Origin of the sequence: Dinoroseobacter shibae DFL 12 = DSM 16493 (assembly GCF_000018145.1) — a bacterium.
Classification (GTDB): Bacteria; Pseudomonadota; Alphaproteobacteria; order Rhodobacterales; family Rhodobacteraceae; genus Dinoroseobacter; species Dinoroseobacter shibae.
The window spans coordinates 2,127,836-2,142,352 of the sequence record NC_009952.1 but is presented as its reverse complement, the minus strand read 5'-3'; the positions used below and the strand labels follow the sequence as shown (position 1 = coordinate 2,142,352).

General features: G+C 65.6%; 14 protein-coding genes. 2 read left to right on the top strand and 12 right to left on the bottom strand.

The features are described 5' to 3' along the window. Nucleotides 1–40 precede the first annotated feature (40 nt). Nucleotides 41–1,069, bottom strand: a complete 1,029-nt coding sequence (locus tag DSHI_RS10300; RefSeq protein ID WP_012178691.1) for a Fe(3+) ABC transporter substrate-binding protein — start codon at nucleotides 1,067–1,069, stop codon at nucleotides 41–43. A 228-nt stretch (nucleotides 1,070–1,297) separates the two neighbouring features. Between DSHI_RS10300 and DSHI_RS10295 the strand changes: the two genes are divergently transcribed. Next, the gene (locus tag DSHI_RS10295) at nucleotides 1,298–2,929 is read left to right on the top strand and encodes an alpha-D-glucose phosphate-specific phosphoglucomutase (RefSeq protein ID WP_012178690.1); all 1,632 of its coding nucleotides are present in this window, start codon (nucleotides 1,298–1,300) and stop codon (nucleotides 2,927–2,929) included. 101 nt (nucleotides 2,930–3,030) lie between these two features. Further along, a complete protein-coding gene (locus DSHI_RS10290) occupies nucleotides 3,031–4,638 on the top strand; it encodes an FMN-binding glutamate synthase family protein (protein ID WP_012178689.1) in 1,608 nt (535 codons plus the stop codon). Nucleotides 4,639–4,720: 82 nt separating this feature from the next. Here DSHI_RS10290 and DSHI_RS10285 read toward each other — a convergent pair whose 3' ends face one another. From DSHI_RS10285 to DSHI_RS10235, 11 genes are all read right to left on the bottom strand, one after another. After that, a complete protein-coding gene (locus DSHI_RS10285) occupies nucleotides 4,721–4,984 on the bottom strand; it encodes a spike base protein, RCAP_Rcc01079 family (protein WP_012178688.1) in 264 nt (87 codons plus the stop codon). A gap of 151 nt (nucleotides 4,985–5,135) precedes the next feature. Beyond that, entirely contained in the window at nucleotides 5,136–6,137 is a 1,002-nt protein-coding gene (locus tag DSHI_RS10280) for an ABC transporter ATP-binding protein (RefSeq protein ID WP_012178687.1), read from the bottom strand. Then, nucleotides 6,138–6,974 carry a sn-glycerol-3-phosphate ABC transporter permease UgpE gene (gene ugpE, locus DSHI_RS10275; protein WP_044028641.1) on the bottom strand — a complete coding sequence of 279 codons (837 nt, stop codon included), beginning with the start codon at nucleotides 6,972–6,974 and terminating at the stop codon, nucleotides 6,138–6,140. Nucleotides 6,975–6,991: 17 nt separating this feature from the next. After that, nucleotides 6,992–7,873: a sn-glycerol-3-phosphate ABC transporter permease UgpA gene (gene ugpA / locus DSHI_RS10270; protein WP_012178685.1), complete on the bottom strand. Its 882-nt coding sequence runs from the start codon at nucleotides 7,871–7,873 to the stop codon at nucleotides 6,992–6,994. Between the two features lie 92 nt (nucleotides 7,874–7,965). Next, nucleotides 7,966–9,267 (bottom strand): sn-glycerol-3-phosphate ABC transporter substrate-binding protein UgpB, encoded by a 1,302-nt coding sequence (gene ugpB / locus DSHI_RS10265; RefSeq protein ID WP_012178684.1) that lies wholly within the window; start codon nucleotides 9,265–9,267, stop codon nucleotides 7,966–7,968. Between the two features lie 76 nt (nucleotides 9,268–9,343). Continuing rightward, a complete protein-coding gene (locus tag DSHI_RS10260) occupies nucleotides 9,344–10,249 on the bottom strand; it encodes an HAD-IIA family hydrolase (protein ID WP_012178683.1) in 906 nt (301 codons plus the stop codon). Beyond that, nucleotides 10,246–11,061, bottom strand: a complete 816-nt coding sequence (gene phnE, locus DSHI_RS10255; protein WP_012178682.1) for a phosphonate ABC transporter, permease protein PhnE — start codon at nucleotides 11,059–11,061, stop codon at nucleotides 10,246–10,248. Before phnE (DSHI_RS10255) ends, DSHI_RS10260 begins: the two co-directional genes overlap by 4 nt. After that, complete coding sequence (gene phnE, locus DSHI_RS10250; protein ID WP_012178681.1) at nucleotides 11,061–11,873, bottom strand: phosphonate ABC transporter, permease protein PhnE; 813 nt, start codon at nucleotides 11,871–11,873, stop codon at nucleotides 11,061–11,063. The genes phnE (DSHI_RS10255) and phnE (DSHI_RS10250) overlap by 1 nt, the downstream gene beginning before the upstream one ends. Continuing rightward, nucleotides 11,870–12,667 (bottom strand): phosphonate ABC transporter ATP-binding protein, encoded by a 798-nt coding sequence (gene phnC / locus DSHI_RS10245; protein ID WP_012178680.1) that lies wholly within the window; start codon nucleotides 12,665–12,667, stop codon nucleotides 11,870–11,872. Before phnC ends, phnE (DSHI_RS10250) begins: the two co-directional genes overlap by 4 nt. Nucleotides 12,668–12,729: 62 nt before the next feature. Continuing rightward, a complete protein-coding gene (gene phnD, locus DSHI_RS10240) occupies nucleotides 12,730–13,704 on the bottom strand; it encodes a phosphate/phosphite/phosphonate ABC transporter substrate-binding protein (protein WP_012178679.1) in 975 nt (324 codons plus the stop codon). A gap of 34 nt (nucleotides 13,705–13,738) precedes the next feature. Beyond that, on the bottom strand, nucleotides 13,739–14,509 hold the full coding sequence (locus DSHI_RS10235; protein WP_044027764.1) for a DeoR/GlpR family DNA-binding transcription regulator: 771 nt from the start codon (nucleotides 14,507–14,509) through the stop codon (nucleotides 13,739–13,741). Between the last annotated feature and the right edge of the window lie 8 nt (nucleotides 14,510–14,517).

Here is a 14,517-nt window from a genome sequence, read left to right as displayed (position 1 = left end):
CGAAAACCGCGCCCGACCGAAGGTCCCGAAGGAACGAGGCTTACTCCCAGCCGGCCGCGGTCAGCACGCGCTGGGCTGCGTCGACATTGTTGCCGATGGCCGACAGGTCGATCACGTCCGGACGGAAGATGCCGAGGGCCGCAACCGACGGCGAAAGGCCAACACCGGGCACCGCGGGATATTCGTCATTGCCGGCCGAGAAATACTCCTGCGCCTGCACGGACGACAGGTACTCGAGGAACTTCACCGCGTTGTCGCGGTTCGGCGCGTTCGCGGCCACCCCGCCGCCGGAGATGTTCATATGCGCCCCGATCGAGTTCTGGTTCGGGAACACCCAGCCGATATTTGCGAGGTCTTCCTCGGACATGGTGCTGTCGCCCTTCCGGGTCGCGCGGGCGTAGTAATAGGTGTTCGACATCGCGATGTCGCACTCGCCCGAGGCGATGCCGCGCAGCTGATCGGTATCGCCGCCCTGAGGCGCGCGGGCGAAGTTGCCGACCACGGCCTTGGCCCAGTCGGTCACCGCTTCTTCGCCCAGATGCTCGATCAGGGCCGCGACGATGTTCTGGGTATAGACGTTGGTGGAGGACCGGATGCAGACCATGCCCTCATATTCCGGCTTCGCCAGGTCCTGATAGGTGGCCGGCGGGTTTTCCACGTCGGTCTTGTCGTAGAACAGGATGCGCGCGCGCTGCGAGAAGCCGAACCACTGGTTGTCGTCATCCTGCAGGTAGGCCGGGATGCGCCCCTCGAGGATCGGGCTGTCCACCGATTGCAGCAGGCCGAGATCCTTGGCCCGTGCCAGACGCACCGTGTCCACGGTCAGGAATACGTCCGCCGGGCTGTTGGCGCCCTCGGCCTCCATCCGCGCGATCAGTTCGTCGGCGTTACCCTCGATCCGGTTTACGGTGATGCCCGTGGCCTCTTCGAAATCCGAGTAGAGCCGCTCGTCCGTGTCGTAGTGACGCGACGAATAGAGGTTCAGCTCACCCGCAGCATAGGCCACGGAACCGAGCAGCGTGGCCGCGGCGGTCAGACCGGCAAGCGGCAGAGAAAGTCGTACAGGCATGGTTACTCCCCAAGGTTTGTTAATCCTGACTGTTTTGATCAGTATACGAGTGCGCGCCGAGATCAAGGGGTATTCGACTGTTTTAGTCGGGTTTCTGCACGACGCGCCGTCGCGCAGTGGTCACACCGTGCGGCAGCTCCCGGGCGATGGGCCAGCCCCCCTTGCAGCCGCCGCCAACCCCGGGGCACTACAGGGGCACACCCCCCGCCCATACGCAGGAGATCGACCATGCCAGGCCACATCGTTCAGACCGCTCCGATCCCCGGTCAGAAACCCGGTACCTCCGGGCTGCGCAAGACCACCCGCGAATTCCAGGCCCCGCATTTCCTGGAGAACTACGTCCAGGCCATCTGGAACGGGATCGGCGGTGTCGCGGGCAAGACCCTCGTTCTGGGCGGGGACGGGCGCTATTTCAACGCCGAGGCGGCTCAGGTCGTCCTGCGCATGGCCGCGGCCAGCGGCGCGGCCCGGGTCATCGTGGGGCAGGGCGCGCTTCTGTCCACGCCCGCCGCCTCTCACCTGATCCGCAAGCGTGGTACCGATGGCGGTATCATCCTGTCGGCCAGCCACAATCCCGGCGGGCCGGAGGGCGATTTTGGCGTCAAGTACAACGGCCCCAATGGCGGCCCCGCGACCGAGGAGGTCACAGATCGCATCTTCGCGGCCACGCAGGCGATCACCGACTACGCCATGCTCGACGCGCAAGACGTGGATCTCTCTACCCTGGGCGAGACCCGGCTTGGCCAGATGGTGGTCGAAGTGGTCGACCCGGTTGCCGACTACGCCGCCCTGATGGCCGAGATCTTCGATTTCGAAGCGATCCGGGCGCTTCTCGCGCGCGGCTTCCGGCTGCATTTCGACGCCATGCACGCGATCACCGGCCCCTATGCCAAGGCGATCCTCGAAGACACGCTGGGTGCTGCGCCGGGCAGCGTGGTCAACGGCACCCCCAGCCCGGATTTCGGCGGCGGCCACCCCGACCCCAACCCGATCTGGGCCAAAGAGCTGGTCGACCGGATGATGGGCCCCGATGCGCCCGATTTCGGCGCGGCCTCGGACGGGGACGGGGATCGCAACATGATCATGGGTCGCGGCATCTATGTCACGCCCTCCGACAGCCTCGCGGTGCTGGCGGCCAACGCCACACGCGTGCCGGCCTATGCCGACGGGCTGGCGGGGGTGGCACGCTCCATGCCCACCTCCCGCGCGCTCGACCGGGTGGCCGAGGCGCTGAGCATCGACTGTTACGAGACCCCCACGGGCTGGAAGTTCTTCGGCAACCTGCTGGATGCGGGCCGGGCGACCTTGTGCGGCGAGGAAAGCGCCGGGACCGGCTCGGACCATGTGCGCGAGAAAGACGGGCTCTGGGCGGTGCTCTTCTGGCTCAATATTCTCGCCGACAGCCGGGCCTCCGTCGCCGACCTGATGGCGGATCACTGGGCGCGGTTCGGGCGCCATTACTACTCCCGCCACGACTACGAGGCGGTGGATACCGCCGCGGCCAAGGGCGTTATGGACGCCCTGCGCGCGCGCCTTGCGGACCTGCCCGGTACCACCGCGGCGGGCCGACAGATCGCCTTTGCCGACGAGTTTTCCTATGACGACCCGGTCGATGGCTCCCACAGCGCGGGGCAGGGGCTGCGCGTGGGCTTCACAGACGGCGCGCGGCTGGTCATCCGCCTTTCGGGCACCGGCACCGTGGGCGCGACCCTGCGCGTCTATCTCGAAGCCTTCGTGCCCGGCCCCGAGGGGCTCGACCGCGACCCGCAAGAGGCGCTCGCGCCCATGATCGCCGCGGCCGAGGCGCTGGCCGAAATCGCAACCCGCACCGGCCGCACTGCCCCGGATGTGATCACCTGAGCCCGCCCCCGTCGATTTAGCCGGTTCACAGAGCCGAGCATCGGTGTTTAGGGTTTCTCAAGGACCGTCAGCCCATGCTGACGGAGGTTTGGAGCCCGCCCATGTCGCGTTATTCGATTTTCCTCGCTGTCACCGTGCTGACCCTCGCGTCGCTGGTCGCTGTTGCATGGAGCGTCTGGTTCTGGATCCCGGTGGCCTTCTTCGGGGGGCTGTCCCTTCTGGGCCTCTATGACGTGATCCAGTCGCGGCACTCGATCCTGCGCAATTACCCGGTGATCGGGCATATGCGCTTCCTGTTCGAAGGCATCCGCCCCGAGATCCGGCAATACCTGATCGAAAGCGACCAGGACGAGGAGCCGTTCTCCCGCGACATGCGCTCGATCATCTACCAGCGCGCCAAGGGCGTCGAGGACAAGCGCCCCTTCGGCACCCGGATGCGGGTCTACGATTCGGGCTACCAGTGGCTGACCCACTCGGTCCGCCCGGTGCATATCGCGGACACCGATTTCCGCGTCCGCATCGGCGGGCCGGACTGCACCCAACCCTATGACGCCTCGATCTACAACATCTCGGCGATGAGCTTCGGGGCGCTCTCGGGCAATGCGATCCAGGCGCTCAACAAGGGCGCGAAGGCAGGCGGCTTTGCCCATGACACTGGCGAGGGCGGGGTCAGCATCCACCACCGCGAAGGCGGCGGTGACCTGATCTACCAGGTGGGCTCGGGCTATTTCGGCTGCCGCACCCCGGAGGGCGTGTTCGACCCCGAGAAATTCCGCGAAACCGCCGCCAACCCGCAGATCAAGCTGATCGAGCTGAAGCTGTCCCAGGGCGCCAAGCCCGGTCATGGCGGGGTGCTGCCGGCCTCGAAGATCACGCCCGAGATCGCCGAGGCGCGCGGCGTGCCCATGGGCGAGGACTGCGTCTCACCCGCCTCCCACAGCGCGTTTTCCACCCCGATCGAGATGATGGAATTCATTGGCAAACTGCGCGAATTGTCGGACGGCAAGCCCGTGGGTTTCAAGATGTGCATCGGCCACCGGCGCGAATTCATGTGCATGGTCAAGGCGATGCTGGAGACCGACATCACCCCCGACTTCATCGTCATCGACGGGAAAGAGGGCGGCACCGGTGCCGCGCCGCTGGAATTCGCCAACCGCATGGGCATGCCGCTGGTCGAGGGGCTGACTTTCGCCCACAACACCCTGCGTGGTGCTGGGGTCCGTGATCGGATCAAGATCGGTGCCTCGGGCAAGATCGTCACGGCCTTCGACATGGCCAAGGTGCTGGCACTGGGCGCGGACTGGGCCAATTCCGCCCGCGGCTTCATGTTCTCCATCGGCTGCATCCAGGCCCAGGCCTGCCACACCAATGCCTGCCCGGTGGGCGTCGCGACCCAGGACCCGCTGCGCCAGCGGGCGCTGGATGTCGCAGACAAATCCGTGCGGGTTGCGCGATTCCATCGCAACACGCTCAAGGCACTGGGCGAGATGACCGGTGCGGCCGGGCTGGAAAGCCCCGGCGACTTCCTGCCCTATCACCTGATGGTGCGCGAGACCGACCGCGGCATGGTCACCGGGGACGAGGTGTACCCCTACCTGCCCGAAGGCTTCCTGCTGCGCGGGGAGGAAGACGCCTTCGGCTACCTGCGCCGTTGGCGCCGCGCCGATGCAAATGACTTCTCACCCGCCGACATGGTCAAGGGCACCTGAGCCCGATCGCCCGCCACGGGCCCGCTTGCGCGTCCCATGGCGGTGGCACCGCAGCCCGGTGTGGTCTGCGGTGCCGCAGGGCTCACCGCAGCCCGATCAGATCACTTGCGGTCGTATCGCTGTTGCGCACCCGCCGTGCTCGCACCGGAAGAAGCGTTCCGGATGCCAGGTTCTTGAACGTGACCACGTCGCCGTTCAGCAGCTCCATGGACAGATCTCCGCCGCTGCCGACATAGACCGCGCGCGTCGCGTAGTTCAGTTCCCGGCCATTCGCGGGAATGATAATTTCGGCTGCAACGGCAGGGCTGGTCATGCCGGGTTGCCGGTTCTTGTAAACGTCAATCATTGCATTGTCTCCATGAGAAACCAGCGTCCATAAGGACCTCAAAGAGCTGAAGATTTCGCAATCTCACCGAACGCCTATCCCCCCCGCGCCGCAACGGCCGGGGCGGTCGCTGGCCTGCACCGCCTTCTTGGCAAAGGGGAAGGGCCGGCTATCAGACCCGCCTGCCATTGTCCGCAAACAGCATCGTGTCGCTGTCGTCCCAGTCCAGTTGCACGGTCGCGCCCTCCGCCGGCATGGGCGCCGCGGCGTCCTGGCGCACGGTCAGGGTCGTGCCTTGGGACGCGCGCAGATGCAGCAGCGTCTCCGCCCCCAAGGCCTCGGCATAGGCGACATGCGCTTCCAGCCGCCCCTGGGGGGCCACGCGCAGATGCTCTGGCCGGATGCCGACCTGTTGACCTGCCGGCCCTGCGCGGACCATGTCGGCAGGCAGGAAATTCGTCGGCGGCGAGCCGATGAACCCCGCCACGAAGGCCGTCTGGGGGTTGGCGTAAACTTCCAGCGGCGCACCGATCTGATCGGCCACGCCGCCGTTCATCACGATCATCCGGTCGGCCAGCGTCATCGCCTCCACCTGGTCGTGGGTGACATAGAGCGACGTGACCCCCAGCTCCCGCTGCAGCGCCTTGATCTCCAGCCGCATCTGCACCCGCAGTTTCGCATCCAGGTTGGACAAGGGCTCGTCGAACAGAAAGACCGCGGGCTTGCGCACGATCGCGCGCCCCATGGCGACCCGCTGCCGCTGCCCGCCCGACAACTCCTTGGGCTTGCGACCCAGGTACGGCTCCAACTGCAAGAGCTTGGCGGCCACCGCCACCCGGTCGGCGATCTCCGCCTTGGGCACCTTCGCGATCTTCAGCCCGTAGGCCATGTTGTCGAAGACCGACATATGTGGGTACAGCGCGTAGTTCTGGAACACCATCGCGATGTCGCGGTCCATCGGCTCCAGCGTGTTGACCACCCGCCCATCGATCCGCACCTCCCCCGAACTCACGGTTTCCAGGCCTGCGACCATGCGCAACAAGGTGGACTTGCCGCAGCCCGACGGCCCCACGATCACGATGAACTCGCCTTCGGTCACATCGATGCTCACCCCGTGGATCACATCGGTCTTGCCGAAGGATTTCTTGACATTGTCCAGCGTCAGCGTCGCCATCTACTTCTCACTTTCCACAAGTCCGCGCACGAACAGCCGCTGCATGGTGATCACCACGATCACCGGCGGCACCATCGCCAGGATCGAGGTCGCCATGATCACCGGCCAGTCGGCGGTGTCGTCACCTGATGGGAACATCTGCTTGATGCCCATGACGATGGTGTTCATCTCCGGGTCGGTCGTGATCAAAAGCGGCCAGAGATACTGGTTCCAGCCATAGATGAACAGGATCACGAACAGCGCTGCGATGTTCGTCCGGCTCATCGGCAGCAGGATGTCGAAGAAAAACCGCATGGGCCGCGCCCCGTCGACCCGCGCGGCCTCGGCCAGCTCATCCGGCACCGTCATGAAGAATTGCCGAAACAGGAACGTCGCCGTGGCCGAGGCCACCAGCGGCAGGATCAACCCTTGGTAGCTGTTCAGCATCCCGAAATTCGCGATCACCTCGTAGGTCGGCACGATCCGCACCTCCACCGGCAGCATCAGCGTCAGGAAGATCAGCCAGAAAAACAGCATCCGCCCCGGAAACCGGAAATACACGATGGCAAAGGCCGACAGCAGCGAGATCGCGATCTTTCCCAGCGCGATCCCCAACGCCATGATCAGTGAATTGCCCAGCATCAGTGCGACCGGCGCATTGATCCCCGCGGTCAGGGCGCGGGTGTAGTTCTCGACCAACTGGTCCCCGGGCAGCAGGGGCATGGGCGGGCGCACGATCTCGGGCTGGCTGACCGTCGAGGCCACGAAGGCCAGCCAGATCGGAAAGAAGATGAACGCCACCCCGATGATCAGACCCAAATGGGTCAGCCACAGGCCCAGCCCGCGCTTCTCGACCATGCCAGACCGCTCCGCCATCAGTAATGCACCTTCCGTTCCACGTATTTGAACTGGATCACCGTCAGGATCGACACCAGCACCAGCAACACCACCGACTGCGCCGCTGAGGAGCCCAGATCCTGCCCCACGAACCCGTCGGAATAGACCTTGTAAACCAGGATCGTCGTCGCCTGCTGCGGCCCGCCGCTGGTGATCGTGTGGATCACCCCAAAGGTCTCGAAGAAGGCGTAGATAATGTTCACCACCAGCAGGAAAAACGTCACCGGCGACAGGAGCGGAAAGACGATCGTCCGGAACCGGGTCCAGAACCGCGCCCCGTCGATCGCCGCCGCCTCGATCACCGATTTCGGGATCGCTTGCAGCCCGGCGAGGAAAAACAGAAAGTTGTAGCTGATCCGCCCCCAAGCGCTGGCCACGACCACCAGCCCCATGGCCTCTTCCTCGTTGAGAACATGGTTCCAGTCGTAGCCCAACTGACCCAGGTACCAGGTCACCACGCCCACCCGCGTGTTGAACATGAACAGCCACAGCACCCCCGCCACCGCCGGGGCCACCGCATAGGGCCAGATCAGCAGCGTCCGGTACGTCCCGGACCCCTTGATCAGCCGGTCCGCCAGCAGCGCGAGATAGAGTGCGACGCCCATCGATACCACTGTCACCAGGATCGAGAAGACCGCCGTGGTCACGAAGGACGCGCGGTAGAAGGGGTCGCTGAACAGGAACTCGAAATTCCCAAGGCCCACCCATTGCATCGACAGCCCGAAAGGGTCCGGGATGAACAGCGACTGCCAGATCGCCTGTCCGGCTGGATAGAAGAAGAACAGGGCCGTGATCACGATCTGCGGTGCCACCAGTAACAGTGGCAGCCACAAGCCCTTGAACGTCACGCGCTTTTCCATGTGCCCCCCTCGGCGTCGAAAGGGACGGGCACCGCCATGCCCGCCCCCATGTCACCTTCTCGCACGCCCCGATCCGGGTGCGCGCGGTGTCGTTAGCGGCTCGCCTGCTCGAACCGGCGCAGCAGGGCATTGCCCCGCTCCACGGCGGAGTCCAGCGCGGCCTGCGCGTCCTTGTCACCGGACCACACGGCTTCAAGCTCTTCGTCGATGATCCCGCGGATCTGGTCGAACGACCCCAGGCGAAGACCCTTGGAATTGGCGGTCGGCTCCTTGGCGGTCATCTGGATCACCGCGATGTCCGTGCCCGGGTTCGCCTCGTAGAAGCCCTGCGCGCGGGTCAACTCCCCGGCCTCGGTCGTGATCGGCAGGTACCCGGTATCCTGGTGCCACTTGGCCTGGATCTCGGGGCTGGACAGGAAATCCATGAAGGCGGCGACGCCCGCATACTCCTCAGCCTCGTGCCCCTCCATCACCCAGAGCGACGCGCCCCCGATGATGGTGTTCTGCGGGTCGTCCGCCACCGCCGTCCAATAGGGCAGGGGCCGCACTTCGAATTCGAACTCGGCCTCCGCATTGATCCCGGCATACCCGGCGGAGGATTCGGTGAAGAGCGCGCATTCGCCCGCGCGGAAATTGGCCCCGCCCTCGTTGCGCCGGCCGGCATAGATGAACTTGCCCTCTTCGGCCCATTTGCCCATGGCCGAGATATGCGCGACCTGTGCGGGGCTGTTGAAGGCCAGCTCCGTGTCGGCCCCGGCAAACCCGTTCTCCTGGGTCGCAAACGGCACGTCATGATAGGCCGAGAAGTTTTCCAGGTGGATCCAGCTCTGCCAGGCGGTGGTCATCGGGCACTCGACGCCCGCCGCGGCCAGCTGGTCCAGAACCTCGCCGACCTGCTCCCAGGTTGACAGATCCGTGTCCGGGTCGATCCCGGCCTCCGACAGCATGTCACGGTTCACCCACAGAACCGGCGTGGACGAGTTATAGGGCAGTGACAGCATGTTGCCGTCGGTCGAGGTATAGTAGCCCTTCACCGAGCCGATGTATTTCGACTGGTCGAACCCGTCGCCCATCACCTCGAACACCGGCCGGATCGCCCCCTGTGCAGCCATCATGGTGGCGGTGCCCACTTCGAACACCATCAGGATATGGGGCTGCTCACCCGCGCGGAAGGCCGCGATCCCGGCATTCAGGGTCTCGGAATAGTTGCCCTTGTGGCTCTGGACGACCACGAACTCGTCCTGGCTGGCGTTGAACGTGTCGACCTGCTCGGCCACAAGCTCGCCCAGACGCCCGGTGAAGGCATGCCAGAACTCGATCTCGGTCTGTGCCAGCGCGCTCTGCGCCGAGCCGAGCACCGCCAGCGTTGCGATGGTGGAAATGGTATATTTCATGGGTCTTCTCCCGTTTTGCAGTTGGTGTCCGTCTCTCCGCCATCTGCGGGCGGTTTCCGTGGTTATGTGCGCTTTTTCAGGGGCTTGCCACAACAAAATCAGGTATTATGCCGGACCGCGCGATCATGGCCCCCGCGTCCCGCCCCGCCAGGAACCCGTAGCCCGTGATCAGGGCCGAGCGCACCCGTGCGGTCTGTGCACCCAGGATGTCGGTGTGCAGGCTGTCACCCACCATCACCACCCGGCTCCGGTCCACATCCCCCAGCCGCGCGAAGGCCAGGTCATAAATGTTGGCGAAGGGCTTGCCGAAAAACTGCGGGCTGACACCCGTCCGGTCGGCGAGTTGATGGGCGAAATGCCCCGGCTCCGCGGTCAGCCCCGTCTCCCGCGGAGCCACGATGTCCGGATTGGCCACCAGAACGGGCCGCGGCCGGGCACGCAGGGCACCCTCCAGCAACGCTTGCCGCGCCGCACTCCAGCCCGCGCTGCCCACCAGGAGGAACCCGTCCACCGCCGCATAGGGCGCGGGGTCGTCGCCCAGCACCGTGATCTCCCCGGGGCCGAGATCGTCCAGCGCGATGCCCTCGGGCGTCATCACGCCCCAGCACGCCGCCGCCCCGCCCGCCATGTGATGGGCCAGCGTCCGGCGGCTGGTGATCACGTCCTCGGGCGCGAACCGAAAACCCAGCTTCGCGTATTTCTCCATCAGGGCGGCATGGGGCACGCTGGCGGCATTGGACACGATCAGCACCCGCTTGCCCGCCGCCTGCAGGTCCGCAACCCGCCCCACCGCGCCGGGGATCGCCGTCTCGCCGATATTCAGCACCCCGAACGCATCCAGAAGGAAGGCGTCGAACCGGTCGGCCAGCGGCGCGAGGCTCTCCAGCGCCTCGGGTGTCCCGTGCGGTGCGATGGCCCGGGGCAGGCGGGGGCGCGCCGCCTCGTAGGCGTCGAACGCATGGTCCAGCGTCATCAGGGTCAAATGATTGCGCCCCGCACCTTGGCCGAGACCCATTCGCTGATCACGACAGCCGCCAGGATCACCAGCAGGATCAAGCTCACCTGCGGCCAAGCCAGCACGTTGAGCGAGGATGACAGCTGCAGCCCGATGCCCCCCGCGCCCACAAGCCCCAGCACCGTGGATTCGCGGATGTTGATGTCCCAGCGGAACACCGCGATCCCGGCGAAGGCGGGCATGATCTGCGGCACGATCCCGTAGGCCATGACCTGCCAGCGCGAGGCGCCCGTGGCGGTGATCGCCTCGACCTGCTTGATGTCGATCTCCTCGATCGCCTCGTAAAGCAGCTTGGCGCAGAACCCGATGGACCGGATCGCGATGGCGACCACACCGGCCAGCACCCCCGGCCCGATGATCGCGATCAGCAGAAGCGCCCAGATCAGCGAGTTGATCGACCGGGTCGACACTATGATCAAAAGTGCGATGGGCCGGATGATCAGCGCCGAGGGCGTCGTGTTGCGCGCCGCCAGGAACGCCACCGGCACCGCGAGAAAGAGTGCGATGATCGTGCCCAGCGTGGCGATGTTGATCGTGTCCCAGATCGGCCGCCCCAGCTGGGTGATGTATTCCCACCGCGGCGGGGTGGCCCGGGTCCAGATATCGTCGGCGATCCGCGGCGCGTCCCAGACGAAGAACCACGTGGTCGCGTCCGAGATCCGCTGCCAGCAGACCACGAACACCGCCACCCCCAGCAGCCAGCCGAACCAGCGTACCAGACTTTCGTTGCGGGTCCGGCGATGCCAGACCTGCGTCCCTGCCTTGTCCAGAACCGGCATTATTGCACCCGCGCCCGGATGATGCCGGAGAGGTATTCCAGCGCCATCACGATCCCGATGATCAGCAGCAATATCGCCGCCGCCGTGTTGTATTCATAGCGGTCGAAGGCGGTGTTCAAAGTCGCCCCGATCCCGCCCGCACCCACGAGCCCAAGGATCGCGCTCTCGCGGAAATTGATGTCGATCCGGTACATGCTCAGACCGATGAGGCGTGGCATCACTTGGGGTTGCACGCCGTAGTTGATCCACTGCATCCAGCTCGCGCCCGAGGCCTTGATCGCCTCGGCCTGCACCCGGTCCATGGATTCGATGTCTTCAGCCAGAAGCTTCGACAGAAACCCGATGGTCGCGAAGGACAGGGTCAGGAACCCCGCCAGTGGCCCGAAGCCGAAGATCGCGACCAGCAGGATCGCGACGATGATTTCCTGCAACGCCCGGCTCACGGCGATGATCGCCCGACACACCAGGTAGACCGGCAGTGGCGCGATGTTGCGCGCCGCCCCCAGCGCGATGGGGATCGAGATCGCGATCCCCACCACCGAGGCCGCCACCGTCATCACGATGCTCTCCAGCAGCCCCTCCCAGATATCCTTGCCACGCGAGGTGAAATCCGGATTGGCAAAGCCCAGGATGAACTGCCAGCCCCGCTCCAGCCCGATATAGACCCGGCCCCAATCGACCTCGATGGTGGCGAAGGCGGCAATCAGATAGGCGATGGTGCCCACGATCAGGGTCCAGCGCAGTGCCGCGCTGCGCACGAAAGGCGGCTTGCGCCAGGGCGTGCCGACCATATCCTCCAGCCGGGCTGTCATTCGGCGGCCTCCACGGGCGCGTCCTCGTCCTCCACCTTCTCGATGGTGGCCTCCCAATCCTCCTCGCCGTAAATCTCGGTCAGCTTGTCTGGTGTCAGCCCCGTGGGCCCCCCGTCATAGACTATCTCGCCAAAGCGCAGACCCACCACGCGCGGCACGAACATCTGCGCCAGTGCCACGTCGTGGATGTTGATGATCGCCGCCAACCCGCGCTCGGCGCACAGCTCGGTGATCAGCCGCATGATCTGGCGGGAGGTCTTGGGGTCCAGCGATGCGGTCGGCTCATCCACCAACAGCAGCTTGGGGTTCTGGATCAGCGCCCGGCAAATGCCCACGCGCTGCCGTTGGCCGCCGGACAACTCGTCCGCCCGCTTGTCGGCCATGTGCAACAGCCCAACCCGGTCCAGAAGGCGAAACGCCTCGTCCACATCCGACTGGGGATAGCGCCGCAGGAAGGACCGCCAGAACCCGACAAAGCCCAACCGCCCCGACAACACGTTCTCCATCACCGTCAGCCGCTCGACCAGCGCGTATTCCTGGAAAATCATGCCCATCTCGCGCCGCGCCCGGCGCAAGCCGCCCGACCCCAGCGCGGTGATATTCACATCGTCCAGCCACACCGCCCCGCTCGTGGGCGGCACCAGACGGTTGATGCAGCGGATCATGGTGGACTTGCCCGCCCCCGACGGCCCGATCAGCGCCAGGACCTGCCCCGATGGCACCTCCAGGTCGATCTCCGTCAGGGCCTTGTCCCCGGTCTTGTAGGTCTTGGTCAGCTTCTCGAGACGCAGCATGTCCCACCCCGCAAAAAAGGGCGTGGCGGACCGACCGGCCCGCCACGCGCCATGGTTTCAGATCATTCGCACGCGTAGGAAACGCCGTTGGCCTCGTCGATCTGCCGGATCACCGCCCAGAACTCCTTGTAGTTCATCGGCAAAAACTGGCCCTCGTTGGATTTCGAGAATTCCTCTTCCAGCGACGTGCCTTCCCACTCGAAGTTGATGAAGGCATCGCGGATCTGGTCCTGCAACTCCGGCGTCAGGTTATGGGCGGTGCCATACCCCGTGGTCGGGAAGGTCTGCGAAGTGTAGATCGACACGATCTGGTCCTCGCTCACGACCTCGCGCTCGGTCATCCGGTGCAGCACCGAGTTTGCGATAGCCGCCGCCGGATAGTCCTTGTTGGCCACCCCGAGGATCGAATTGTCGTGTTTGCCCGAGAACACGGGCTCGAAATCCTTTTCGGCTTCCATGCCATACTCCGCCTTCAGGATCGCCGAGGGCGCCTTGAAGCCGGAATTCGACGTGGGCGAGGTGAAGGCCAGCTGCCCGCCCTTGATGTCCTCGATCGTCTCGATGCCGGAGCCGGGATAGGTGATGATCTCCATCTCGTAGCCGAAGCTGCCATCTGTCGCCGCCATCAGCGCGAAGGGCCGGAAGCCCGCGCAGTTGACCGCCAACGGGTTCGACCCGGTGTTGAACCCCGCCACGTGCAGTCGGCCCGAGCGCATCGCCTCGATCTGGGCGGCGTTGCTCTGGACGGGGAAGAACACCACGTCCTTGCCCGTGACCTCCGACAGATGGTCGATGAAGTCCGACCAGGCTTCGGCATAGACCGCCGGGTCCTCCACCGGCGTGTAGGCGAAGATCAGCGTGTCGGGATCGACCAGTTCCGACGGATCGGTCGGGATATCGGCGACCAAGTCGCCATCCACGTCGCAGAAACGCTCGTCCAGATCGCCGCGTGGGCAATCCTGGGCCGATGCGGCCCCGCCCAGTGTCAGCATCGCCGCCATCGAAACGCCGGTCAGCAGTTTGGTTGTGATGTTCATTTGGTTTCTCCCCGAAGTATCAGTATCTTGTGGTTCAGTCCGCGATCAGCACATCGACCCCGGCCCGGTGCAGCGCACTGGCCAGATCCGCCGGGGGTCGCGTCTCCACGACCACCGAGGACAGCATATCCAGTGCCCCCACATGGTTCAGTCCGGTCCGCCCGAACTTGCCGCTATCCAACACCAGATGTGTGTGACAGCTCCGTGACAGCATCGCCCGTTTCACCGCCGTGAACCCGCGCACGGTCTCGAACGGCCCCTCGCCGGTCAGCCCGGCCGCGCCGATCATGCAGCGATCCACGCGGAAGCCGTTGAGGAAGGCGACCGTGTCCGTGCCGGTGACCGCAGATTCCGCTGCCTGGTAGGCGCCGGGCGCCAGGATCACCTCCGCCGCGCCCTCGCCGAGGGTCATCGCCACCGGCAGGCTGTTGGTGATTACCGTGCAGGGCGTGCCACGCCAGGCCAGCGCGCGCGCCACCTCGATCATGGTCGCGCCGCTGTCGATCATCAGGGTCTCGCCGGGATGGACCAGGGCCGCCGCGGCCTGCGCGATGCGGGCCCGCTCGGCCGCGCGGGCGCCGGAGCGCTCGGTCAGGTCCGGATATGTGCCCCGCGTCGGCACCGAGGCCCCGCCATAGGCGCGGCTGATCAGCCCCTCGTGGCTCAGGCTGTCGAGATCGCGGCGCAGGGTTTCGGTAGATACATCGAAGCGCCGGGCGAGGTCGCTGACCCGCACATGCGGATGCAACTTCAGCTCCAGCAGGATGCGGCGTTGCCGTTCCGACTTCTTCAGTCGTCGCGGCACGCTGCGCC